Annotated in this window: 20 protein-coding genes; 9 read left to right on the top strand and 11 right to left on the bottom strand. The window is 59.6% G+C overall.

Annotation, left to right across the window (positions count from 1 at the left end):
- Position 1: 1 nt before the first annotated feature.
- The 6 genes from rimI (at position 2) to INR99_RS09920 (ending at position 8,732) form a co-directional block, all read left to right on the top strand.
- Complete coding sequence (gene rimI, locus INR99_RS09895) at positions 2–457, top strand: ribosomal protein S18-alanine N-acetyltransferase (protein WP_194116191.1); 456 nt, start codon at positions 2–4, stop codon at positions 455–457.
- Entirely contained in the window at positions 454–1,371 is a 918-nt protein-coding gene (locus INR99_RS09900; protein ID WP_194116192.1) for a uracil-DNA glycosylase, read from the top strand. Before rimI ends, INR99_RS09900 begins: the two co-directional genes overlap by 4 nt.
- A 32-nt stretch (positions 1,372–1,403) precedes the next feature.
- Positions 1,404–2,618 carry an EAL and HDOD domain-containing protein gene (locus INR99_RS09905; RefSeq protein ID WP_194116193.1) on the top strand — a complete coding sequence of 405 codons (1,215 nt, stop codon included), beginning with the start codon at positions 1,404–1,406 and terminating at the stop codon, positions 2,616–2,618.
- Positions 2,618–5,137, top strand: a complete 2,520-nt coding sequence (locus INR99_RS09910; protein ID WP_194116194.1) for a PAS domain-containing sensor histidine kinase — start codon at positions 2,618–2,620, stop codon at positions 5,135–5,137. Before INR99_RS09905 ends, INR99_RS09910 begins: the two co-directional genes overlap by 1 nt.
- The gene (locus INR99_RS09915) at positions 5,130–7,358 is read left to right on the top strand and encodes a putative bifunctional diguanylate cyclase/phosphodiesterase (RefSeq protein WP_194116195.1); all 2,229 of its coding nucleotides are present in this window, start codon (positions 5,130–5,132) and stop codon (positions 7,356–7,358) included. The genes INR99_RS09910 and INR99_RS09915 overlap by 8 nt, the downstream gene beginning before the upstream one ends.
- A gap of 141 nt (positions 7,359–7,499) precedes the next feature.
- Complete coding sequence (locus INR99_RS09920; protein WP_194116196.1) at positions 7,500–8,732, top strand: phosphoglycerate kinase; 1,233 nt, start codon at positions 7,500–7,502, stop codon at positions 8,730–8,732.
- 121 nt (positions 8,733–8,853) lie between these two features.
- On the opposite strand, the gene cysS is transcribed toward INR99_RS09920, so the two are convergent.
- From cysS to INR99_RS09935, 3 genes are all read right to left on the bottom strand, one after another.
- Complete coding sequence (gene cysS, locus INR99_RS09925; RefSeq protein ID WP_194116197.1) at positions 8,854–10,248, bottom strand: cysteine--tRNA ligase; 1,395 nt, start codon at positions 10,246–10,248, stop codon at positions 8,854–8,856.
- Between the two features lie 208 nt (positions 10,249–10,456).
- Positions 10,457–11,638 (bottom strand): acetyl-CoA C-acetyltransferase, encoded by a 1,182-nt coding sequence (locus tag INR99_RS09930; protein WP_194116198.1) that lies wholly within the window; start codon positions 11,636–11,638, stop codon positions 10,457–10,459.
- Positions 11,639–11,741: 103 nt separating this feature from the next.
- A complete protein-coding gene (locus tag INR99_RS09935) occupies positions 11,742–13,469 on the bottom strand; it encodes a PHA/PHB synthase family protein (RefSeq protein ID WP_308431474.1) in 1,728 nt (575 codons plus the stop codon).
- A gap of 213 nt (positions 13,470–13,682) precedes the next feature.
- On the opposite strand from INR99_RS09935, the gene pbpG reads away from it, so the two are divergent.
- Positions 13,683–14,720 carry a D-alanyl-D-alanine endopeptidase gene (gene pbpG / locus INR99_RS09940; RefSeq protein ID WP_194116199.1) on the top strand — a complete coding sequence of 346 codons (1,038 nt, stop codon included), beginning with the start codon at positions 13,683–13,685 and terminating at the stop codon, positions 14,718–14,720.
- Between the two features lie 50 nt (positions 14,721–14,770).
- Here pbpG and INR99_RS09945 read toward each other — a convergent pair whose 3' ends face one another.
- Entirely contained in the window at positions 14,771–14,956 is a 186-nt protein-coding gene (locus INR99_RS09945) for a YjfB family protein (RefSeq protein ID WP_194116200.1), read from the bottom strand.
- A gap of 119 nt (positions 14,957–15,075) precedes the next feature.
- On the opposite strand from INR99_RS09945, the gene dnaE reads away from it, so the two are divergent.
- Positions 15,076–18,525, top strand: a complete 3,450-nt coding sequence (dnaE, locus tag INR99_RS09950; RefSeq protein WP_194116201.1) for a DNA polymerase III subunit alpha — start codon at positions 15,076–15,078, stop codon at positions 18,523–18,525.
- Between the two features lie 10 nt (positions 18,526–18,535).
- Positions 18,536–18,811, top strand: a complete 276-nt coding sequence (locus INR99_RS09955) for an acylphosphatase (RefSeq protein ID WP_194116202.1) — start codon at positions 18,536–18,538, stop codon at positions 18,809–18,811.
- Positions 18,812–18,876: 65 nt separating this feature from the next.
- On the opposite strand, the gene INR99_RS09960 is transcribed toward INR99_RS09955, so the two are convergent.
- The 7 genes from INR99_RS09960 to INR99_RS09990 all read right to left on the bottom strand — a co-directional run bounded on the left by INR99_RS09960 (position 18,877) and on the right by INR99_RS09990 (position 25,422).
- The gene (locus INR99_RS09960; protein ID WP_194116203.1) at positions 18,877–19,683 is read right to left on the bottom strand and encodes a dienelactone hydrolase family protein; all 807 of its coding nucleotides are present in this window, start codon (positions 19,681–19,683) and stop codon (positions 18,877–18,879) included.
- A gap of 159 nt (positions 19,684–19,842) precedes the next feature.
- Positions 19,843–20,802, bottom strand: a complete 960-nt coding sequence (gene rpoS / locus INR99_RS09965) for an RNA polymerase sigma factor RpoS (protein ID WP_194116204.1) — start codon at positions 20,800–20,802, stop codon at positions 19,843–19,845.
- 2 nt (positions 20,803–20,804) lie between these two features.
- Positions 20,805–21,851 (bottom strand): peptidoglycan DD-metalloendopeptidase family protein, encoded by a 1,047-nt coding sequence (locus tag INR99_RS09970; RefSeq protein ID WP_308431475.1) that lies wholly within the window; start codon positions 21,849–21,851, stop codon positions 20,805–20,807.
- A 14-nt stretch (positions 21,852–21,865) separates the two neighbouring features.
- Positions 21,866–22,498 carry a protein-L-isoaspartate(D-aspartate) O-methyltransferase gene (locus tag INR99_RS09975; RefSeq protein ID WP_194116205.1) on the bottom strand — a complete coding sequence of 211 codons (633 nt, stop codon included), beginning with the start codon at positions 22,496–22,498 and terminating at the stop codon, positions 21,866–21,868.
- Positions 22,499–22,524: 26 nt separating this feature from the next.
- On the bottom strand, positions 22,525–23,268 hold the full coding sequence (gene surE, locus INR99_RS09980; RefSeq protein ID WP_194116206.1) for a 5'/3'-nucleotidase SurE: 744 nt from the start codon (positions 23,266–23,268) through the stop codon (positions 22,525–22,527).
- Positions 23,269–23,331: 63 nt separating this feature from the next.
- Complete coding sequence (locus tag INR99_RS09985) at positions 23,332–24,210, bottom strand: DMT family transporter (protein WP_228098191.1); 879 nt, start codon at positions 24,208–24,210, stop codon at positions 23,332–23,334.
- Between the two features lie 99 nt (positions 24,211–24,309).
- Complete coding sequence (locus INR99_RS09990) at positions 24,310–25,422, bottom strand: aromatic ring-hydroxylating oxygenase subunit alpha (protein ID WP_194116207.1); 1,113 nt, start codon at positions 25,420–25,422, stop codon at positions 24,310–24,312.
- Between the last annotated feature and the right edge of the window lie 206 nt (positions 25,423–25,628).

Below are 25,628 nucleotides of genomic sequence, written 5' to 3' on the forward strand. Positions count from 1 at the left end.
GATGCTGCGCACGCTGACCGAGGCCGATCTGCCGGCATTGCTGGCACTGGATGCCGCGACCAATAACCATCCCTGGTCAGAAAGCAGCTGGCGCAGCTCGCTGGCCGGGCACCTGTGTCTCGGGCTCTTCACCCCTGGCCGGCTGGCCGGGTTCTGCGTCGTCATGCCGCTGGTGGACGAGGCCGAGCTGCTGCTGATCGCGGTCGCACCGGAGCTGCAGCGACAAGGGCATGCCAGCACCTTGCTGCAGGCGGCCATGGTTGAGCTGCAGCAGCGCGGCATGGTGCAGCTGTTTCTGGAAGTCCGTGCCGGCAATTGCACAGCCCAAGCCTTCTACGCCCGTCATGGCTTTGTACAAACCGGGCTACGCAAGGGGTATTACCCGCTAGACCGCGAACGGGAAGATGCACTGATCTATACCCTTGATAGTATAAATTGCGGAGCGATGAGTCGATGAGCCTGCGCAACGACAGACTGGCGGCACTGGACCTAGGCCCATTCTGGATCAGACGCAGTGTGCTGGCCGACATGGCGCAGGCCGAACAGGATGCGCAGGCCGCCAGAGTCGAAAATCACGCCCCAGCCCTCGCCGCTGACCGCGTCGCCAGCGAAACACCGACACCCGCACCGGGACACCACACCCCGTCACCGGTTTCCCGCACGGCACAAAAACTGCTGGAACAAGTTACCCGGGTACGTCGCCCGCAGCAGGATGACACGCCTGCTCACACCGGAGCGGACAACGAAACCAGCAAGGACGAACGCAGCCTGCGCATCGCCCGGCTCGACTGGCAGGAATTGCAGGAAGAAGTCCGCGGCTGTAGCGCTTGCGGGCTATGCCAGCAGCGCCAGCAGGCGGTATTCGGTGTCGGCAACAAGCGCCCGCGGATTGCCATCGTCGGCGAAGCGCCGGGCGCCGAAGAGGATCGGCTGGGCGAACCCTTTGTCGGTGCGGCCGGCCAGCTGCTCGACAATATGCTGCGCGCCATCGGGCACAGCCGCGGCGATCAGGTCTACATTGCCAATGTGCTGAAATGCCGCCCACCGGGCAACCGCAATCCGGCTCCCGAGGAGGTTGCACGCTGCACGCCCTTTCTGGACCGCCAGCTGGCACTGCTGCAGCCTCAGGTGATTTTCGCCGTAGGGCGTTTTGCCATTTCCCATCTGCTGCGCACCGATGCTCCAGTCTCCGCCCTGCGCGGCCGGGTGCACCAGTGGCAGGGTATTCCGCTCGTCGTGAGCTACCACCCTGCTTACCTGCTGCGCAATCTGCCGGACAAGTCCAAGGCCTGGTCAGACCTGCTGCTATTACAGGACACCTTGCAACAGCAACTTGCAAAAGGAATGCAGGCTCCAGCCCAGATCGTCTAGAGTGGAAGTAAATCTGCTCCCGATCCGGTTCAATGTCCTCAACCCTGCACATCGGCCGCCAGCCCATCGTCAATCGCGACGGTGAACTCTTTGCCTACGAATTGCTGTTTCGCGACAGCCAGCACAACCGGGCGACGGTTCTGGATGACTTCGCCGCCACCTCGCACGTCATCCGCAACGCCTTTGGCGAATTCGGGCTGGGTCACGTACTGGAAAATCGCAGCGGCTTCATCAATGTCAGCGCCGATCTGCTGCTGTCGGACACCATCGAGCTGCTGCCAGCAGCGACTGTGGTACTGGAAATTCTGGAAACGGTCGAACTCAGCGAGGCCGTCGTTGCCCGCTGTGCCGAGCTCGCCGCCAAAGGATTCCGTCTGGCACTGGATGACGTCCTTGAATTCGACGCACGCCACCAGCCGCTGCTGCCACATATCCATGTCGTGAAGATCGATGTGCTTGCCTGCACACCTGCCCAGCTGGCGCATGCCGTAGCCGCGTTCCGACCATTCGGGGTTATGCTGCTGGCAGAGAAAATCGACTCGATGGAACAGTACGCGCAATGCCGCGAGCTGGGCTTCGACCTGTTCCAGGGCTATTTCTTTGCCCGGCCCACCATTCTGACCAGCAAGCAATCCAGTCCGCCGAACTGGGCCTTGCTGCAACTGCTCGGCCTGCTCAATCGCGATGCTTCGTTGGCCGAGCTGGTACAGGCCTTCAAGCCCTCGCCCCAGATGAGTTTCACCTTGCTCAAGCTGGTCAACTCGGTCGCCTGCGGCGCGCCCTGCCACATCGACAGCATCGAGCACGCGATTGCCATTCTCGGACGGCGCCAGCTGATGCGCTGGGTCCAGCTCCTGCTGTTTACCCGGCAGGAACAGGGCCTGCCCAAGCAGGATCCGCTGGTCAATCTGGCCGTCTGCCGCGGCCGGCTGATGGAGTTGCTTGCCCAGCAGCGCCATCCGGGCAATCGCTCGCTGGCCGAGCAGGGCTTCATGGTCGGTTTGCTCTCCTTGCTGGACGCGCTCTACCAGCAGCCACGCGACACCCTGCTGAATCCGCTGCAACTGCAGGATGATGTGCGCACCGCGCTGCTGGACGGATCAGGTACGCTGGGCTTGCTGCTTGCCGAAGTCCTGGCACTGGAAAGCAGCGAACCATCCCCTCCCGATCTGGCCAGTGATGCGGCGGGACTGCTGCTTGAGGCAATGCAATGGACAGACCGACTGTTGCTGGAGGTCGGAGGCTGATGGAAAAGCTGTATCTGCTGCTGGATCGCTTCCCACAAGCCGCACTGCGCACCGGCGTTGCGCTGGTGACCCTGTTTGCCATCGCCCTGTGCAGCAGGCTGGGCAGTCATATTGACAACATCGCCAATGAAAACCGCCTGAACTCCTTGAAAGGCGAAGCCCGCCAGTACGGCGATGCTTTCCGCCTCTGGCTGCACGGCATGGAGCAGCGCAGCCTGACCTTGCAGCAGCTCTGCCGCAGCGATACGGAAACGCAGAACTGCATCACGGCACGCTACAGCGTACAGCTGCTAGCCCCGTATGCGAGGGTATCGATCAGCAAGGGAGTCATTTCAGCTGATCCGGGCACATACCCTCAGGGAGTACTAGCCGGAACCGAGGCCTTGCCGGAACAACTGCAAGCGGCACTGCGCAGCGTGGCCACGGGAACGTCACCGCAGTGGCTGCTGGATGACCGCGACCCCCAGGGCATCTACCATGCCATCGCGCTTAGCCCGGAACGCTTGCTGCTAAGCCGCATCGAGCGCAAGCAGCTCAATACCTTGCTGGCGCCCGGCCTCTCCGGCGCCCTGCGTCCGGTCCTGGCGCTGACCGTCACCGGAGTGGGCTCCCCCCGCTACCTTGCCGGCGATCCGGACAGCACATTGCTGCTGCCGCTGCAGGAATGGCATAGCAACGGCAAGTGGCAGCTGGGCTGGACAACGCCGCTGCAGCTGCAACCCGGCCCGCTGCATGAGCTGGCAAACCTGATTACCGGCGTGGGCATTCTGATCAGCATTCTGACCGGTGCCATCGGCTGGATAGCCCTCAATGGCCTCTATGCCAGCCGCCGGCATGCGCGCGACCTGGAAAGCCTGACCGAAGAGCTGGCCGACAGCGAGCGCAATTACCGCATGCTGGTCGAGCAGATTCCCGGTATTGTCTTTCGCAGCAAACCCGGTGAAAACGGCCACCAGTTGTTGCTGGCCAGCCCCAGCATCAGCCTGATGACCGGTTACGCCGAACGGGAATTTCTGCCCTCCGGATCACGGCAGTACATGGAGCTGGTGCATCCGCAGGACCAGGCCAAGCTGGCGGAACAGGTTCGCGCGCACAGCCAGAGTGAAGGCACATACGAGATCGAATACCGTCTCCGCTCCGGCCGGGGCCAGTGGCTGTGGGTACTCGAATGTGCCCAGTCGCGCGAGCACCCATCGGGCGCCATCCTGATCGACGGCATCGTATTCGACATTACTGCCCGCAAACAGGCTCAATACACGCTGCAGCAGAGCGATACCATGCTGCACGCCATCATCGACCAGCCCGCGCACATTGCCATCCAGGGCTACACGAGCGATGGCCATGTCGTATTCTGGAATCGCGCCAGCGAATTGCTGTATGGCTGGAGCAGCGCCGAGGCCGTGGGTAAACGGGTAGATCAGCTGCTCTTCAACAGCCGTGAGTTGCTGAGCTTTCTGACCCAACTCAGCGATGTGGCCCGAACCCATCAGGCGGCCGAACCATTCGAGGCCCCGCTGCAGACCAAATCCGGACAGCGGCGCTGGGCACTCTGCACGATTTTTCTGGTGGACGATTACCTGGGTGAACAGGTATTTGTCTGCATGGATGTCGATATCCATGCCCGCAAGGAAGCCGAGCAGGAACTGCAGGCCATGCAGCAACGGCTGCAATCGGAAGTCCATCAAAGCCAGCGCGAACTGCAGACGGCCAATTCCGAGCTTGAGCAGGCACTCAAAAGCCTGGTACATGCCGAAACACTGGCCACCCTGGGCAGTCTGGTTGCCGGCCTTGCCCACGAGCTGAACACGCCGCTGGGCAATACCCTGACCGTCGCCACCACCCTGCGCGACAGTGCCAGGGACATCGGCCAGCATAACGAGAATGGCACCCTGAAGAAATCCAGCGTGCTCGAATTTCTTGCTCTGAGTGACGAGGCAGCCGAACTGATCGAGCGCAATGCCCGCCGCGCCAGCGAGCTGATCGCCCATTTCAAGACAGTAGCCACCGATACCAGCAGTGAGCGCCGGCGCGAATTCGATCTGGGGCAGACCATCCGCGAAGTGCTGACCACGCTCACTCCCCAGCTGAAACACCAGCCGCACCGCATCACGGTCGCGGCCGACGACGGGCTGCTGCTCGACAGCTATCCGGGAGCGCTGGAACAGATCCTGACCAATCTGATCATCAACAGCATCAAGCATGCATTCGCTGAGGGGCTGGCCGGCCAGATCACCATTTCCGCCTGCCGCAGTGCAGACGAACTGATCCAGCTGCAGTATCGCGACGATGGTTGCGGCATCCCGCCCGAACAGCAGGAAGACGTCTTCACCCCGTTTTTCACCACCAAACTGGCCGAGGGCGGCAGCGGTCTTGGTCTATACATAGTGAAGAATCTGACGGAAACAGTGCTCGGTGGCAGCTTGCGTCTGGAAAGCACGCCCGGGCAAGGCACGGCATTCACGCTTGATCTACCACGCGTGGCGCCAGCCGAAACGAGGAAAGAGAACAACAATGGCTGAACACGACCAGGATGAAGTGCTGCAATGGCTGGAGGAAGAGGACGAACAGGATGCAAACCATGTTCCGGCATGGCCGGTGCTGGTTGTCGACGACGACGACGCGGTGCATGCCGCAACCCGGCTGGCGCTGCACGGCATCCATATCCAGCACCGCCCCCTTGAACTGACCCATGCCTCATCGGCCAGCGAGGCAAGAGAGATTCTGGAAGCACGGCGTGATTTTGCAGTGATCTTGCTCGATGTCGTCATGGAAAGTGGCCAGGCCGGCCTGGAACTGGTCGGTGATATCCGCAACCGTTATGGCATGAGCGAGTGCCGCATCATCCTGCGTACCGGCCAGCCCGGCTACGCGCCGGAAATTTCCGTATTCAATGAATACGACATCAATGATTACCGCACCAAGTCCGAGCTGACCCGCACCCGGCTGATCACTGCCATTACTGCCGCGCTGCGCTCCTACGATCAGATCCGCACCATTGCCGAAAATCGCCGGGGGCTGGAGCTGATTGTCAGCGCAGTAGCCGACCTGATGGAAAAACACGCGCTGACGCAGTTTGCCGAAGGCGTACTCACCCAGATGACCGCCCTGCTGAAGCTGCCACTGGACGGGATTGTCTGCGCGCAGCGCGGCTCACCGCTGGATAGCGAGGATGAACGCCTCTATATCGTCGGCGCAGCTGGCCGCCTTGCGCATCTGATCACCGCGCCAGTCGAGGAACTGCACGAACCGGAAATCGAAACCGCGATCTTCCGCTGCATTAATCAACAAGCTCATCTGTTCGAAACGGAATCGACGACCCTTTATCTCAAGGGCGGCAACCAGGAGGCGGCCGTCTATCTGCACACCGGCAGTGGCCTCTCGGACCAGGATCGGCAGCTGGTCGAAGTATTTGCCGCCAACATCAGCGCCTGCTTCGGCAACGTCAAGCAGGTGGAGATGCTCAACTACGTGGCCTACCACGATACGCTGACCCGGCTGGCCAATCGCAGCTGCTTCATCCTGTGGCTGGATGTGGCTTCTCGCCAGCGCAATGAAAGCGATGTGGTCTGCCTGCTCGACGTGGACCATTTTGCCGACGTCAATGATGCGCTGGGCCACGATGTCGGGAATGCGCTGCTGGTCGCCGTTGCCGACCGGCTGGAGGCGCACCTGGGGAAAAGCTGCAAGCTGGCGCGCACCGGAGCCGATATTTTCGGCCTGCTCGGGCCAGAATCCGAACTGAATCCGGCCAATCTGCAGCGCATTTTCTCCCAGCCTTTCGCGGCCGGAGAGCACCATCTACCCGTCAGCATTTCCTGTGGCTACTGTCGCATGCTGGAAAGCGGTGAATCCGGGTTTACGCTGCTCAAGCGCGCCAATATCGCACTGAACCGTGCGAAAAAGCACTATCACGAAAGCCATGAATATTTCATGGCCGACATGGAAGACAACACCCGCTGGCGTCTGGAAGTCATTCGGCATCTGCGGCAGGACTTCCAGAGCAACAAGCTGCAGGTCTGGTACCAGCCGCAGATCGAACTGAACAGCAATCGCGTCGTTGGCATGGAAGCACTGGTGCGCTGGCCAGGAGAAAACGGCTTCGTTCAGCCTCCATCCGTGTTTATTCCTCTGGCCGAATATTCCGGTCTGATTGTTGAAATCGGCGAATGGGTACTGGCCGAAGCCGCCGATGCCTGGCGCAGCCTGCAGGATCTGCCCAATGCACCGCACCGCGTCGCCGTCAACGTAAGCATGCCGCAATTCCGCAACCGCATGCTGATCGACCGGATAGCCCATATCCTGGGCTCGCACCGGCTGCCGCCCACGGCGCTCGAACTGGAAATCACCGAGAGCATTGCGATGGACGAACCCAAGGTCGTGATTTCCGCACTTGGCGCCCTGAAGGAACTGGGGATCCGCATCTCGATTGACGACTTCGGCACCGGATTTTCGTCACTCGGGCAGTTGCGGGCCCTACCGATCAATTGCCTCAAGATCGACCAAAGTTTCATCCGTGAAATTGCCAACGGCCGGGGCGGGATGTACGCGGAAACCATCGTGGCTCTGGCCTCGAAACTGGGACTGTCGACGATTGCCGAAGGGGTCGAAACCACCGAGCAGGCCGGTTTCCTGCGCGGACTGGGCTGCGACGAGGCACAGGGCTATCTGTATGCCAAGCCGATGACCCTGGCGGATCTCCGCCAGTGGCTGGAGCAGCGCATCCCGGCGCACCGCGGCTAGACCGTCACCTGCCTGCGGCAGGGTTTGCGCCAAATCACTGAAGCCGCATTTTTTCCTGCGCATTCCGGCCCGGTCTGCTGAAGACCGGGCCGCATCCGCGTTACAATACGCCCATTTTCACTGTCACTCTGGAGCTGCTGCATGGCCAAGCTGTTTATTGAAGACCTCGATCTCGCCGGCAAACGCGTGCTGATGCGCGTGGATTTCAACGTTCCGGTCAAGAACGGCGTTGTCGAAAGCGACAAGCGCATCCGCGCCGCGCTGCCCACCATCCGCTACGCACTGGAGCAAGGTGCCTCCGTCGTACTGATGAGCCATCTGGGTCGCCCTAACGGCCAGAAGGTTGAAAAATACAGCCTGGCTCCGGTTGCCAACCGCCTGTCCGAACTGCTGGGCAAGCCGGTCACCTTCCTGAACGATTGCGTAGGTGCTGAAGTTGAAGCCGCCTGCGCCAAACTGGCCGCCGGCGACGTGGTCCTGCTGGAAAACGTCCGCTTCCACATCGAGGAAGAAGGCAAGGCCAAAGATGCGGATGGCAACAGCGTGAAGGCCGACCCGGCCAAGGTGGCCGAATTCCGCGCCAGCCTGTCCAAGCTCGGCGACGTATTTGTGAACGATGCCTTCGGTACCGCGCACCGTGCCCACTCCTCCATGGTTGGCGTTGATCTGCCGCGCGCATCGGGCCATCTGCTGAAGAAGGAACTCGACTTCCTTGGCGACGCAGTGAACAAGCCGGTTCGCCCGCTGGTTGCCATCATTGGTGGCTCCAAGATTTCCGGCAAAATTGATGTGATCGAAGCGCTGCTGCCCAAGGTTGACAAGCTGCTGATCGGCGGCGGCATGGCCTTTACCTTCCTGAAGGCCAAGGGCCTGGAAATCGGCAAGTCGCTGTGCGAGAACGATAAGGTCGATCTGGCCCGTGAACTGATGGCCAAGGCCGGCGACAAGCTGGAACTGCCGTCGGACACCATGGTCACCAAAAAGCTGGATTTCGATGCCCGTACGCTCGATGGGCTGGTGCAGGTTGATTCCACCGCCATCCCGGCAGACCAGGAAGGTGTGGATGTCGGCGCGGCGACCCGTGCCCGCTACGCCGAAATCATCAAGTCCGCCAAGACCGTGCTGTGGAATGGCCCGATGGGCGTCTTCGAAATCGACGCTTCGGCTGAAGGCACTTTTGCCATCGCCCACGCGCTGGTTGAAGCCACTGCCGCCGGCGCCATCACCGTTGTTGGCGGCGGTGATTCGGTTGCCGCCGTGGAAAAAGCCGGCCTGGAAGACAAGGTCTCGCACGTCTCCACCGGCGGTGGCGCATCGCTGGAATTCCTCGAAGGCAAGGCACTGCCGGGCGTGGAAGCACTGAGCGACAAGTAAGCAACTTCGCACCGCATGACAAAAGCCCCGCACTGCGGGGCTTTTGTTTTACATCGGCAGGTATATGGCTGAAAGCCATTTTATAAAAAGCCTACAGCCATATACCCCTAGTAAATAATAATTAGGCACGTCGCCAGGTCGTCACGCCCGCCTTGTCTTCCAGCACGATGCCGGCCGCGGCCAGCTCGTCACGGATACGGTCGCCTTCGGCCCAGTTCTTCGCGGCCCGCGCGTCGCGCCGCGCGACGATGGCAGCCTCGATGCGCTCGGCGCTCCATTCGCCTTCTCCGCCTGCACCGGCCTGCAGGAAGGCTTGCGGTTCGCGCTGCAGCAAACCGAGAATCCCGGCCAGAGTTTTCAGTTCACCCGCCAGTTGTGCGCCCTGCTCGGTGCCTGCGTGGCGATTGGCCTCGCTGGCCAGATCGAACAGCACGGCCATTGCATCCGAAGTGGCAAAATCATCGTCCATCGCCGCCTTGAAGCGTGCAGCATGCGGTTCGGCCCAATCAATATCTACGTCAGCCGGCGCAACGGTATTCAGGGTGGTGTAGAGTCGTGTCAGTGCATTCTTGGCATCCGTCAGGTGCACGTCGCTATAGTTCAGCGGGCTGCGGTAATGTGCGCGCAGGATAAAGAAGCGCAGCACTTCGGCATCGAATTTCGCCAGCACGTCACGAATGATGAAGAAGTTGCCCAGGCTCTTCGACATCTTCTCGTTGTCGACGTTGATGAAGCCGTTGTGCAGCCAGTAATTCACATACTGGTGGCCGTGCGCACCTTCGCTTTGCGCGATTTCATTTTCATGGTGCGGGAATTGCAAATCCTCGCCGCCACCGTGAATGTCGAAATGCTCGCCCAGATGGTGGCAGCTCATTGCCGAACATTCGATATGCCAGCCCGGACGCCCCTTGCCCCAGGGCGAATCCCATTTCACCTCCGCCGGCTCATCGGCCTTTGCGGCCTTCCACAGCACGAAATCACGCGGGTCGCGCTTGTTCGGATCGACCTCGACGCGCTCGCCCGCACGCTGTTCGTCGAAATCCTTGCGCGAGAGCTTGCCGTAGCCATCGAAATCCTTCACCGAGTAATACACGTCGCCATTCGGCGCGCTGTAGGCGATGCCCTTGTCAAACAGTTTGCCAATAATGGCCTGCATGCCACCGACATGCTCGGTCGCTTTGGGCTCATGATCGGGACGGATGACGCCGAGTGCGGCAAAATCCTCATTCATCGCTGCAATGAAGCGCTCGGTCAGGTTCTGGATGGGCTCGCCGTTTTCGACGGCCCGCTTGATGATCTTGTCGTCGATGTCCGTGATGTTGCGCACGTAGTTCACGTGATAGCCCGAACTGCGCAGCCAGCGCGCCACCATGTCGAACACCACCACCATGCGCGCATGCCCGATATGACAGTAGTCGTACACCGTCATGCCGCACACGTACATGTTTACGTGTCCGGGAGTGATCGGGGTAAAGACTTCTTTCTGACGGGTAAGCGTGTTGTAGAGCGACAGCATGAGTGGCAGTCCGGCGTTGGCAAAAAAGCAATTCTAGCAAATGCGTCAAGAGCCCGTATGGCGACTTCCCGCTAGTGGGCTGAATTCAAGACACGCAGCACAGCAACAACTTGGGTATATGCTCACAGCTTCTTCAAATTGACGCCTGTAGCAATATACCCATGAAAAAACCCGCAGCAGCGGGTTTTTTCATGGGAGGCAAACTGCCTTAGTTGCGCTCGACCGCCAGCGCAACGCCCATCCCGCCACCGATACACAGGGTAGCAATGCCCTTCTTGGCATCACGGCGCACCATTTCGTGCAGCAAGGTGACCAGCACGCGACAACCGGAGGCACCAATCGGGTGGCCCAGCGCAATCGCGCCACCATTCACGTTCACCTTGTCCATGTCCCACTGCATTTCGCGGGCCACGCCCAGCGCCTGGGCGGCAAAGGCTTCGTTGGCCTCGATCAGGTCCACATCGGCCAGTTGCCAGCCGGCACGCTCGAGCACGCGCTTGGTCGCCGGCACCGGGCCCATGCCCATGATGCTCGGATCAACACCGGCGGAAGCCGCCGCGCGAATCGTCGCCAGCGGCTTAAGGCCCAGTGCGGCAGCCTTTTCGGCAGTCATCAGCATCACGGCGGCAGCGCCGTCGTTGATACCCGAGGCGTTGCCGGCGGTCACAGAACCTTCCTTGTCGAAGGCCGGACGCAGCTTCGCCAGACCGTCAGCGGATGCATTGGTCTTGATGAATTCGTCATTGGCAAACACGACCGGGTCGCCCTTCTTTTGCGGGATGGTGACCGGCGTGATTTCGGCTGCGAAGCGCCCTGCTGCTTGCGCGGCAGCCGCTTTCTGCTGGCTGGCCAGCGCCAGGGCATCCTGTTCTTCGCGGGTAATGCCGTACTTTTTGGCGATGTTTTCGGCGGTGACGCCCATGTGGTAGCCCTGATACACGTCGGTCAGGCCGTCGTACACCATGCTGTCCACCAGCGAAGCATTGCCCATGCGGAAACCGTCACGGCTGCCCGGCAGGATGTGCGGAGAAGCGCTCATGTTTTCCTGACCGCCGGCAATCACGATTTCGTTCTCGCCACTCAGGATGGACTGCATGCCCAACGCAACCGCCTTGAGTCCGGAGCCACAGACCTGATTGATGGTCAGCGCCGGTACGGCATCCGGAATGCCTGCCTTGCGCAGAGCCTGACGGGCCGGGTTCTGCCCCAGGCCTGCCGTCAGCACGTTGCCGAGAATAACCTCGCTCACGGCCTCCGGAGCCACGCCGGTTTTGGCCAGCAGATCACGGATGATGATGGCACCCAGCTCTGGTGCAGAGACCTTGGCGAGGCTGCCGCCGAAATTACCCAGAGCGGTGCGCTGCGCAGCAACGATGACGATGTCAGTCATGTAAAACTCCCATGTGATTATGTTTTGTTAACAGAGTCAGTTTTAGGTAATCAACTACACCACAATTCCAATCAATCGGGCAAGAAAACTCCTGCCCGCTGCATCAGATCCGCTCTTTCACATAGCGACCCGGTGCGGGCTCGATGACCTTGTATTTGGCATTGCCCGGTTTTTTCGGAGCAGCGACCTGCTCGCCGGAACGGTTACCAAGCCACTGGCTCCAGTCCTGCCACCAGCTGCCGGGACGGGATTCAGCCCCCTCCAGCCAGGCCTCGGCCTCCTCCGGCAGCGCCTCGTTCACCCAGTAATTGCGCTTGTTGCTGGTGACCGGGTTGATGGCTCCGGCAATGTGGCCGGATGCCCCCAGCACGAAGCGGATCGGCCCGCTGAAAATGCCGGTGGTACGGTAGGCGGATTGCCAGGGAACAATATGGTCTTCGCGGGCGGCAAAGATATAGGTCGGCACATCGACCTTGGTCAGGTCGATCGGTACACCGCACAGGCTGAACGAATTCGGCTTGGTGAGGTTGTTTTCCAGATACATGTTGCGCAGGAAGAAGGTATGCATCGGCAGTGCCAGATTGGCGCCGTCGTTGTTCCAGTACAGCAGATCGAAAGGCGGCGGCGTCTGACCCTTCAAGTAATTATTGACCACGTAGTTCCAGATCAGGTCATTGGCGCGCAGTGAGGCAAATGTGCGCGCCAGCTCCTTGCCGGAGACCACGCCGCCACGGGCCACCTGCGTTTCCCGCTGGATGACGGTATTCCAGTCGAAGCAGTGCTTGATATCCCCCGGCTCGGTGTGATCCAGCATGACGGTCATGAGGGTGATCGATTCAAACCAGTCCAGGCCACGCGCCTGCATGACCGGAATGCTGGTCGTGACGATTTCACCACCGATGCAGAACGACAGCACATTCATTTTCTCGCGAGCGGTAATCTCGCGCACAACTCGCCCGGCTTCGAGCACGCCGCGCTCGATGTAATCATCCCATTGCAGGTTTCCCAGCTCCGGAGTAACCGATTTCCAGGACACCAGGAAGGTCGTGAAACCCTGCTCGACGATATAGCGCATCATCGAATTTTCCGGCTGCAGGTCCATGATGTAGTACTTGTTCACGCAAGGCGGCACCACCAGCAAGGGGCGGTCGTAGACCTTGGCGGTGGACGGGGTGTACTGGATCAACTGGAAAAGTTCATTTTCGAAAATGACACTACCCGGAGTGATTGCCAGATTGCCACCGACTTCGAACTTGCTTTCGTCGGTCATGGTAATCGTGCCGCGCTCCATATCAGCCAGCAGTTTTTTCATGCCCTCCTGCAGGCTTTCCCCCTTGGTGTCGACGGCGAGTTTCAGCACTTCCGGGTTGGTCAGGGCGAAATTGGCAGGGCTGATGGCATCGACAAACTGCCGGGTGAAAAACGCGATCTTTTCACGGGTAGCTTCATCCGAATGGCTGCTGTCAGCGAGGTTCACCAGCCAGCGGCTGGTGATCAGGTAATTCTGTTTGATGTAATCGAATAGCGGGGTTTCCCACTCCGGAGCCTTGAAACGGCGATCCCCACCTTTTTCACTGGCAGGCTTTTCTGCCGCCGGTTTGGCACCGATCAGCCCCAGCCACAGATTCAGGTGTTCCTGATAATAATTGGTGTGATGCTCAAGCCACTGGCCATGATTCTGCGAAAAATGCTGGATGAGATCATGCAGCATCGTCACGGGCTGCGCAGGGGCATCCGGGACTTTGGCGGCATTGATCCAGCCCTGCATCCATTGCTGGTTGGCGAGGGTCAGCTGTTTGAAAAACGATTCCATCGAAGGATTGGACAGCACGTTCAGGTCTCCGGTACAGGCGTTGTGGCAATTGATTCTAGCAAGAGTATTGTGCAACGCAACATTACCGTCATTCAAATTACGTGAAAGTCATGGGAAATTTTAATGCTGTGTCTGCAAAATGTTCGCATACGCCTTGTTTTAACATGACATTTCGGCTTTTTCTGCGTAAAATCAGTATCAACTGATACTCGTTGTTTTTTGGAGTCGGCAATGCGCAAAGCCTTGCTCTATCTCACCGCAGCCCTTCTCTCCGTCGGCGTTGCCGCCACTTCCGCCGCCAGCAGCACACAGACTGGCAGCAAGGTCACCAAGTCATCGACCAAAAAAGTCGAGAAAAAACAAGCCAAAACCCAGACTAGCCCGTCCAGAAAATCCGCAAAGACCAGTACCGGCAAAACCTCGGTCAAGCAGCAGGCCGTAGCCAATGCCCGCCGCGAAGTCAGCGTCACACCGGTAGTTGCTGCAGCCAGCACGATCGACAGCCCGGGCCTACGCTCGGCCAATGCGCTGGTTCTCAACGCCCTGACCGGTCAGGTGATGTATGAGAAAAATGCCGATCGGGCCACCCCGATCGCGTCGATCACCAAAGTCATGACTGCGATGGTGGTTCTCGATGCAAATCTGCCGCTGAATGAATTGCTGACCATCAATGAAGACGACATTGATACGCTGAAAAACACCACCTCCCGCCTGAGCGTGGGTACCCAGCTCACACGCGGCGAAATGCTGCTTCTGGCGCTGATGTCTTCAGAAAATCGCGCCGCCTCGGCACTGGGCCGCTACTACCCCGGCGGCAAAGCGGTCTTCATCCAGAAAATGAACGAGAAAGCCCTGCAACTGGGCATGACACACAGCCGCTTTCTTGACAGCAATGGCCTGAATCCGGGCAACGTATCGACACCACGCGACCTGGCGCTGATGGTCAAGGCGGCAGCCCGCTACCCCGCGATCCAGCAATTCTCCACCAGTAGTGAATATGTACTGACCTCCAATCTGAGTGGCCGCGAGATGGCTTTCCGCAACACCAATCCTCTGGTGAAATCGGAAGACTGGGAAATCACGCTAACCAAAACCGGTTACATCAGCGAAGCCGGCCGCTGCCTCGTGATGCAGACCACCATCAATGGCGCACCGGTTGTGATGGTTTTGATGGATTCCGATGGCAAGCAGTCGCGCATTGGCGACGCACAGCGCGTGAAAAAGTGGCTGGAGACATTCCACCCTCCGCAAGCGCAGCGGGCGGGCTAAAAGCAAAAGGACTTCCAAGCGAAGTCCTTTTTTCTTGACTGACCAGGCACTCAGGCAAACGTATCAACATTCTGCCCCAGATTGGGAGGATTGACGGAGCCCGCCGGAGCCGGCAGCGCGTCCAGCAGACTCATGACCGTTTGCTCCTGGATATCCAGAGCCTTGCGCAACATCAGCAGCGGCGCCGGATTGCTTGCCACAGCCGCACTGGCGGCACTTACCAGACCTGCATCCATATCGAGCCTCCTGCCTCAATTCATTCAGCTTCACTATACGCCGACAATTGTGCAATTGTCAGCATGCGGGCGCGCACACAGCACAAGCACAAGCACGCCTAAGGCAGTAAAATGCGCGGATGACTACACCCGCCTTTATCCACCTCCGCTTTCATTCCGAATTTTCCGTCACTGATGGCATCGTGCGTATTGATGACGCCGTCGCGCACGCCAAGGCGCTGGGCATGCCCGCGCTGGGCGTTGCCGACCTGGCCAACCTGTTCGGAATGGTCAAACACTACAAGGCCTGCCGCAATGCCGGCATCAAACCCATCGTCGGCGTCGATGCCTGGATCGAAAATGGGGAGGATCCCGACAGCCCGACCCGTGTCCAGCTGATCTGCAAGAATCGCAACGGTTACGGCCGGCTGTGCGAACTGCTGACACGTGCCTATCTGGAAAACCAGACCCGCGGGCAGGCCGAGCTGAAAAAGGAGTGGCTGCTTGAAGGCGACAACAGCGGACTGATCTGCCTCTCCGGTGCCCATCAGGGAGAAATCGGGCTGGCATTGCTGGCTGGCAATGACGAACTGGCCGAGCAGCTCACGCACTGGTGGGAGCAACGCTTCCCCGGATCCTTCTATCTGGAGTTGCAACGCAGTGGCAAGCCGGAATGCGAGGCCAGCATACAAGGACACCTATGGCTCGCCAGCCAAATGAATTTACCGGTTGTAGCCACACACCCCATACAATTCATGGAGCAGGACGACTTCAAGGCCCATGAAGCCCGCTGCTGCATCGCCCAGGGCTACGTACTCGCGGACAAACGGCGCCCCAAACTGTTCACCGAAGAACAGTATTTCAAAAACCCGCAGCAGATGGCCGAGCTGTTTGCCGACATCCCGGAAGCGCTGGCCAATACCGTCACCATCGCCCAGCGCTGCAACCTTTCCGTCCAGCTCGGCAAAAACTTCCTGCCGCTATTTCCAACCCCGGACGGCATGACGCTGGACGACTACCTGGTACACTTGGCCAAGGAAGGCCTGGAAATGCGCCTGGCCCAGCTCTACCCGGACGAGGAAAAGCGCAATGCCGAGCGCCCGCGCTACCTGGACCGGCTGAAGTTCGAAACCGACACCATCATCCAGATGGGCTTCCCGGGCTACTTCCTCATCGTTGCGGACTTTATCGTCTGGGGCAAACAGAATGGCTGCCCGGTCGGCCCGGGCCGTGGCTCGGGCGCGGGCTCGCTGGTGGCCTACGCACTGGGCATTACCGACATTGATCCGACAGCGTATGCCCTGCTGTTCGAGCGCTTTCTGAATCCCGAACGCGTCTCGATGCCCGACTTTGACATCGACTTCTGCCAGGACAACCGCTGGCGCGTGATCGAATACGTACGCGAAAAATACGGCGCCGAGGCCGTAAGCCAGATTGCCACCTTTGGTACCATGGCCGCCAAGGCCGTGGTACGCGACGTCGGCCGCGTACTCGATCTGCCCTACATGTTCTGTGATGGACTATCCAAACTCATTCCGGCCGCGCCCGGCAAGCACTTCAGTCTCGATGACGCCTATGAAATGGTGCCGGAACTGAAGCAGCGCGTGGACAACGAAGACGAAGTCAAACAGCTGTGGGAGCTGGCCAAAAAGCTCGAAGGCATGACGCGCAACATCGGCATGCACGCCGGAGGCGTACTGATTGCACCGGGCAAGATCACCGATTTCTGCCCGGTCTATCAGGCCAGCGGCGCCGACGCCTCGCCGGTGTCGATGCTCGACAAGGATGACGTCGAACAAATCGGGCTGGTGAAGTTCGACTTTCTGGGCCTCAGAAACCTGACGATTATCGAGCTCGCACTGCAATACATCAAGGATGCCACCGGAGAATACCTCGACCTGATGAGTCTGGGCTTTGAAGACCAGGCCGCGTATCAGGTCTTCCGTGATGCCAATACCACCGGCGTCTTCCAGGTGGAATCGGACGGCATGAAGCGTCTGCTGGAAAAGCTGCAGCCCGACCGTTTCGAAGACATCATCGCGGTATTGGCACTTTACCGCCCCGGGCCGCTGGGCTCAGGGATGGTCGACACCTTCATCAACCGCAAGAAAGGCCTGGAAGAGCCCGATTACTTCCACCCCGATCTGGAAAAATGCCTGGAGCCGACCTACGGCGTTATCGTGTATCAGGAACAGGTCATGCAGATCTCGCAGATCATCGGCGGCTACACGCTGGGTGGTGCCGACATGCTGCGTCGTGCGATGGGCAAGAAAAAACCCGAGGAAATGGCCAAGCACCGCACGACCATTGCCGAAGGCGCAGCAAAAAAAGGCTACGACCCCCAGCTTGCCGAAATGCTGTTCGACCTGATGACCAAATTCGCCGAGTATGGCTTCAACAAGTCGCACACGGCCGCCTATGCGGTGGTCAGCTATCACACTGCCTGGCTGAAGGCGCATTATCCCGCCGCCTTCATGGCCGCCACCATGTCCTCCGAACTGGACAACACCGACCAGCTCAAGGTCTTCTACGATGACTGCGTAGAAAAGAACAAGCTGGATGTGCTGCCACCGGACATCAACCAGAGTTTCTACCGCTTTGTGCCTGTCGGGAAAAACCAGATCCGCTATGCACTCGGTGCAATCAAGGGCGTGGGCGAAGGCGCCATCGAGATGATCGTGAAAGAGCGCGAAGCCAACGGACCATTCATGGATCTGTACGACTTTTGCCGTCGCACCGACAAAAAGGAAGTCAACAAGCGCGTCATCGAGGCCCTGATCCGCGGCGGCGCCTTCGACAGCATCGACGACCACCGCGCGCGCCTGCTGGCCAACGTCGAACAAGCCATGTCACTGGCGGAAACCGAAGCCGCGAACCGCAACCAGGGCTCACTGTTCGACATGTTCGAGGCCGAGGCGACACCGGGAGTTGAAATGATCGATGTGCCGCGCTGGGATGACAAAGTCAAACTGGCCGAGGAAAAGACCGCGATCGGCTATTACCTGTCCGGCCACCCTTTCGATGCGCACGCCAAGGTGATCCGTCCCTTCCTGAAAACCCGGCTTGATCGCCTGCAACCCAAAAAGGAACTGCAAACCATCGCCGGCATTGTCAGCGGGCTGCGCATCAAGGATGGCGACCGCGGCCGCATGGCGTTTGTCCAGATCGACGATGGACACGGCAAGCTGGAAGTGTCGGTCTTCAGCGAAGCTTACGAGGCCAATCGCAACAAGCTGCGTACTGACGCCCTGCTGGTCATCGAGGGCAAGATCAGCGAAGATCGCTTCAACGGCGGCGTGCGCGTGATCGCCGAGCGGATTTTTGATGTTGCCGAAGCACGCAGCCGCTTCACCCGCGGCCTGCAACTTGCGGTCACACCCGAACAGGCCGACCCCGCGCGACTGCGCACACTCCTCACCCCCTATCGCAGCGAAGATTACGGCTGCCCGGTGGTCATCGACTTCAGCACCAGCAGTGCGCGCTGTCAGATCCGTCTGGCCAGCGACTGGCAGATCCTGCTGCATGACGAACTGCTGGACAGTCTGCGCGAATGGCTGGGCGAGCAGCACGTCAGCCTGCTGGCTGGCTGAGGCACTGCGCATGCACGCGCTGCGTTACCGGATCGAAGGCCGCGTCCAGGGCGTTGGTTTTCGCTATCACACCTGCATCAGGGCACAGGCACTCGGCCTCACCGGCTGGGTGCGCAATCGCCGGGATGGCAGCGTGGAAGTCCATGCAGAGGGAACGGAATACCAACTGGCGCAACTGACGGGTTGGCTGCAACACGGAGAACCGCCGGCCCGGGTCCGCTCGGTCCGCGTCTGCGAGGCGCTTTATGAAGGTATGCAAGATTTCAGCGAGCGTCCGACCGCTTAATACAGCGATACAGTCACCCCCTTAATCCGCAAGACCATACAGCGCTTGACTTACAGACCAATACCTCAATCGGCCGCATGCCGCGGGGGAGCCCCGACAATACCGCGCGCAGGATCAAACCAGCGGGAAAACCACTTGAAAGTACGGCGGTACGCATCGCTGCCGGCATCTGGTGCGGCAGCGGCATTGGCCAGATCCGCCTGCGCCGAGATCGCCCCGCGATCACCGACTGGCACCACATGGAAGAGATCCTGCCGGGTGATTTCCGCAAGCTTGCGGCAGGCCTTCAAGCCATTCGCGCGACGCGGCTGATCGGACACCAGCACCAGCGTTGGCGCACCAACCTGATAATCCCGGCCAACGCGCACCCTGGCGCAATCGGCGTCAAACGTCACTGCAGCCTTGAGCCCCGGGTTAGTGCGCGCCAGCAGTTTCAGGGCCACCGTACCGCCCTGTCCCCAGCCCAGCACCCCAAGCCGGCTGCCATCGACCTCGCGGCGTGCATTCAGCCACGAAAGAGCATGCTGCGCATCGTTGGCACGGATTCCGCTGGAAGGTGCCGAGCGGGAGCCCGCTGCCGTACACGCATTGCGAACCTTGCGCGCCGAATAACTATCCAGCAGCAGCACCGCATAACCCAACTCCTGCAACAGATCCTTCATCTGCAGAAAGCGCTCGCCCACCTTGCCATCACGCCCGTAAAAGCCACCACACCCATGCAGCAGCACAATGGCAGGCGCAAGCACATGCGTCTGGCCAACCGGCGGATAGTATTCGCCCTTCAGAACGATATTGCCTGCGGGAATGCTTACCGGCGCGGCCCGAGCCGGCAACAGCAATAACAAGCCCAGCAGACACAGCAGAACACGCACAAAAGCTCCAATCTTTCCAAAAGACAGCAGAGAAATAACCGGCGATTATACCCGCTCGCCGCCGATACAGGGGATCAGGCTACCCACTTGAAGAGCCTCCCGGGCAAATAAAACAAAACAGCCGCATTCGCGGCTGTTTGTCCCAGTGAGAATTGCCCTTTACAGCACGACGTCGCGGGAAACCCCGTAGCGGCGCAGAATCCGGCGCAACTGCTCCAGCGCCTCGATCTGGATCTGGCGTACGCGTTCGCGCGTGAGGTTCAGATGCGCAGCCAGATCTTCCAGCGTACAGATCTCATACCCATTCAGGCCATAGCGGCGCTCGATCACCATGCGCTGCTTGTCATTGAGTTGCTTGAGCCACTCGCGCACATAGCGCTCTACCTCGGAGTTCTGCAGGGTTTCTTCAGGGCCTTCGCTTTGCTCATCAGGAATCGATTCACCGATGGTCAGCATCGGATCGATATCAAGCGGTGCATCCAGCGATGCCACGCGCTCATTCAGGCCGAGCACCCGGCGCACATCCTCGACCGGCTTGCCCACCAGATCGGCAATTTCTTCGACCGTCGGATCGCGTCCCAATTGCGATTCAAGGTGCCGCTGCGCACGCAGATAGACATTCAGTTCCTTGATCACATGCACCGGCAGGCGGATGGTGCGCGACTGGTTCATGATCGCGCGCTCGATTGACTGGCGGATCCACCAGGTGGCATAGGTGGAAAAACGGAAGCCACGCTCCGGATCGAACTTCTCCAGCGCATGCATCAAACCGATATTGCCTTCCTCGATCAGATCCAGCAGGGTCATGCCACGATTGATGTAGTGCTTGGCGATGTTCACCACAAGCCGCAAATTGTGCTGGATCATCTTCTGGCGGGCCTGGAAATCACCCTGCACCACACGTCGTGACAGTTCGCGTTCTTCATCAGGCTTGAGCAAAGGGCTCTGCCCGATTTCATTCAGATAAATCTGCGTTACATCGGCGGTTGATTCGGTCGCATAGACCTCTACCTCCTCCGCCTGTTCCATCTCCAGCTCGGCATCGCTCTCTTCTTCTGCCTCGCCGGACTCCATTTCCAGCAAATCGTCATTTTCGAGAATATCGATTTGTTCGCTCATGATCACTCTGCGCTTATATATTTTGTTGGATCAACCGGCTTGCCAAATCTGCGGATTTCGAAATGCAGCTTGGTCTCGTCGGAATCGGTATTACCCATTTCAGCGATCTTTTCTCCCTTCTTGACCAAGTCCCCCTCTTTGACCAGCAGTTTGCTGTTGTGAGCGTAGGTGGAGAGGTAGCCATTGCCATGCTGGACAATCACCATCTTGCCGTACCCGCGCAATCCGCTGCCGGCATAAACGACCTTACCACCGGCTGACGCAACTACAGACTGCCCCATCTTTCCGGCAATATCAATGCCTTTTCGTTCTTCGGTAAATCCATTACTCACCTTACCCGCCGTCGGGCGCCCCCAATCGATACTTGCCTCGGATGCTGCAGAGCTTGCCGACGCCTGCTTTTCCGCGATTTTACTGGCACTGACAGCTGAAGCGCGCACCGCCGAGGCGGTTTTCGGTTTGGTCTCATCAACTGTAACAGATTGTTGCTTAACCGCAACGCTCTGTCCTTCCGAATTGGCCTGCACAGACTCTGCTGCCGAGGCGCTATACGGCTGCCGCACGGCGCGCGGATAGCTTTTGACCTCGGCGACCGGCGTTGGCGAAGCAGCGACCGCCACTTTGGTACCGGCCGAAGCAGCTGAGATCTTGAGAACCTGTCCGGCCTTGATGTCGTCCATATTTGCCAGATTATTCAGCGTAACCAGCTCTTTTGCCGGAACGCCCTGCTCGCGGGCAATCTTGTAAAGCGTGTCTCCGCGCTGCACCGTGTACGTGCGGGCAACATCTGACTGAATGGATTGTGCGCGCACGGGCGCAGGTGTAACCACCGGCGCGGGCGTGCTCACGGGGGCACTGCGCACCTCCCCATCCTGACCCAGCGGCTTGCTGGTCGCGACCGGTGCCGGTACGGGAGTGACAAGCGGTGTCGGCACAGGGGTCGGCTGCCCGACCGGACGCTCGGTAATCGGAGCTGGCTGGCGGGGAGCTGAGCCGGCACAACCGGCGAGAGCGATAACGGCGCACAGGCCTGCGGCTACAACTTTCACGGCAATCTCCTGATTCAATTCGTGATACCGCCGAGCAAGGGCACGAAACGTACCGGCTCCAGACGGGTTTCAACCCAGACATCCGCTTCGCGGGCAATCAACGCCAACTCCTGGGATGCTTCGCCGACCGGCACGATCAGACGACCATGCGGGGCGAGCTGGGGGATAAGATGTTCGGGGGGAATGGGTGCTGCGGCAGCAAACAGGATGACATCGAACGGCGCAGCATCCGCGATACCTTTGCTGCCATCGGCATGGCGCAAGCGGGCATTATGCACCCCCAGATCAGCCAGCCGCTGCCGCGCCCGCTGCGCCAGCGGGCCGATACGTTCAATCGAATACACCGTTTTGAAAAGCTGCGCCAGAATCGCCGCCTGGTAGCCGCAACCGGTGCCGATTTCCAGCACCTTGTCGCGCGCACCACAAGCGAGCGCCAGTTCAGTCATTCGCGCCACGATATAAGGCTGCGAGATGGTCTGACCATAGCCGATCGGCAGCGAGGTATCATCATAGGCCTTGTGCTGCAGCGCCTCGTCGACAAACAGATGTCGGGGAACCTGCTCCATTACGGCCAGCACCTCGTGGTTGCTGATTCCCTGCTGCTTGAGCCGGTCAATCATGCGCGACCGGGTGCGTGCAGACGTCATGCCGCTCCCACCCAACAGGGCGGGGTTCAATCGGATAGCCACTCTGCCACCATCCCCGACTGGGTATATGCTGTAAGATCTGTTGACAAGGGGGTTATAGACACATACCCATCAGAAACCGCCTGAAAATCAGTTCCTTCGCCCGCATCAGCCGCTGCACCCGGCGGACCGACCCACCAGATGGTTTCCCCGCGGGGATTACTGGAACGAATCACCGGGGCGGATTTATGGCGCCTGCCCAGCCGGGTCACCCTGGTGCCACGCAATTCTTCGTAGGGCACATCGGGAACATTCACATTCAGCAGCACCGGCGCAGTAAATGGCCGCTGCTTGCAGCGCCGCACCAGATCGGCCGCGATGCGTGCCGCAGTCTCGAAGTGCTGCGGGGTACGCGAGGCCAGCGAAATCGCCACCGCAGGAATCCCCAGAAGATACCCTTCCGTTGCAGCAGCAACGGTTCCGGAATACACCGTATCGTCACCCATATTGGCACCGTGATTGATGCCGGAAAACACCATGTCGGGCAATTCGGCCATCAAGCCGGTTGCTGCCAGATGCACGCAATCTGTCGGAGTGCCGTTGACGTACAGAAAACCGCTCGGCGCCTCGCGCACGGTCAGTGGACGATCCAGCGTTAGCGAATTGCTCGCCCCGCTACGGTCACGCTCGGGGGCACACACCAGCGCCTCGCCCTCCTCGCCAAGCGCCATCGCCAGTGCGGCAATACCGGGGGCAAAATAGCCATCATCGTTTGAAACCAGAAAGCGCATCGACATCTCCAAGGATGCCGCTATTCTAGCGGCAGCCGGGGTGCACGCAAAATCAGGCTTGCGTTAGCGTGCAGCAGGACGCCGATCGCTGCTGAATATGCCACAACCCACGATCAGCACCATGCCGGCATAACTGGCCAGCGGCAGGGCATCCCCCCAGATGAGCACGCCGAACACGGTCGAAAACACCACCGTGAGATAAGCCAGACTCGCAACGGCCAGTGACTTGCCCTTGCGGTAGGCTCGCGTCATGGCCAGCTGGGCGACGGTCGCACAGATGCCCATACCCAGGACCTGCAACCACCCCGACAAGTCGGGGCATGCCAGCGGCCTCGACTGCAGAAGCATCCAGCACGCCGCACCAACCGTACACACCAGCGAGAAATAGAATACCGTGCGCCATTCCGGCTCGCCATGCCGCCCCAGTTCATGCACATTCAGATAGGCAATGCTGGCGAGTAACCCCGAGCCCAGTCCGATCAACCCGGTCAGCCACTGCTCGGCAGCCAGCGACGGCCGCAGCAGCACGACCACGCCGGCAAACCCTGCCACAATCAGCAGCAATTGCCGGCGCGCCAGCGGCTTGCGCTGCCATGCCCACACCAGCAGCGCCAAAAACAGTGGCGAGGTGTAGTTCAGTGTCACCGCTGTCGGCAGGGGCAAATGGGCAATCGCATGGAAATACAACATCAGCGCCAGAAAACCGGAAACGCTGCGCGAGAGATGCAAGCGCAACACCCCAGCCGGTACGCGGATACCCCGCCCCTGCGGCAGCATGACCAGCAAAATTCCGACCAGTCCGGCCAGACAGCGGTAAAACACCAGTTCAGCGGTGCTGAGCTGGCTGCTGGCCAGCTTCACGAACACCCCCATCACACCGAAAGACAAACCGGCAACCACCATCCAAAACGGGCCGGAATCACGCCAGTTGCGCAGAAACATCACTCGTTTCTCCATCAATGCAAAAAGCGCCCTAAGGCGCTTTTTGCATTATCCCAGATCGCCAGCAGCCGAGTGTAACAAGCCCCCCCGTGTTCACGATCAGTCTTTGAGCAGATCACCCATCTCGCGCCGATAGAACTCATGGAAATGCTGCATTCCATCCTCCATCGGGCTCTGGTAGGGACCAACTTCGTTGCGGCCCGCACGGTAGAGCGCCTCGCGGCCGGCCTCCATCCGGTCGATGATCTCGCGATCTTCGACAGCCGTTTCATCGTAGGCTGCCTGCTCGGCTGCGATGAATTCCGGCTCGAAATAGGCGATATCTTCCGGATAGTAGAATTCAACCACGTTCTTGTAGCTGCGCGGGCCGGTAGGAATGATGGTCGAAATCACCAGCGTATGCGGATACCACTCGACGGTGATGTTCGGGTAATAGGTCAGCCAGATTGCGCCGAATTCCGGCTTTTTGTCGCCATAGTAGGCATTGACCTGCTTGTGCCATTCCTCGTAGGTACGCGAGCCGGGCTTGGCCAGACCATTGTGCACGCCCACGGTCTGCACCGAATACCACGGGGCAAACTGCCATTTCAGATCATTGCACTCGACAAACTGCCCCAGTCCCGGATGGAACGGTACGACGTGGTAGTCCTCGAGATACACCTCGATGAAGGTTTTCCAGTTGCCCTGGTATTCATCGACATGTACCGAATGGAACACATAATTCGAGAAATCGAAGTGTTTGGCCACCCCCATGTCTTTCAGATCGGCCTCGATATCGCGGCCGCTTTCAAACAGCAGGCCATTCCAGCTTTGCAGCGCAGTATCGGGCAGATGCAGACAGGGGTTACCCGGAAAATGCGGCGCCCCCATCAGTTGGCCACCTTCGTCGTAAGTCCAGCGGTGCAGTGGGCAGACCGTGTGCTTGGCATTGCCGCGACCATCAAGCATGAAGGCCTGGCGATGACGGCAGATATTGGACAGGCACTTGACGTCACCCGCCTCGGTACGCTTCAGATAGCGCGCGCCATTGCTCGCTTCGAGCACATGATAGTCACCCGCTGCGGGCACCATCAGTTCATGACCGATGTATTTGGGGCCCTTGGCAAACAGACGATCCAGTTCTGCCTGATACAGTGTTTCGTCAAAATAGGATGACACCGGCAATTGCGTGTGCATCACGAGCTGCAGATTGGCATCGTGCAGTTTGGACATATCCCATACCCCCAGTGGTTGAAGGTCTAAGACGTCTTGCCACTTGTGCCGCTACGCTGGCGGCGATGGGTGGGCAAGCCATCGTTGCGAAATGTCGGCGCCTTGCGCGACCGACCCGAAAAAGGGTTGGGATTTTCCCCTATCGGCGCAGCCGGGGCAAGCTTTTTCTCGGAAATTCAAACAGATAAGTGGGAACTGCTGCCTGG

The sequence above is a fragment of the Chitinilyticum piscinae genome, from assembly GCF_015223195.1.
GTDB lineage: Bacteria > Pseudomonadota > Gammaproteobacteria > Burkholderiales > Chitinibacteraceae > Chitinilyticum > Chitinilyticum piscinae.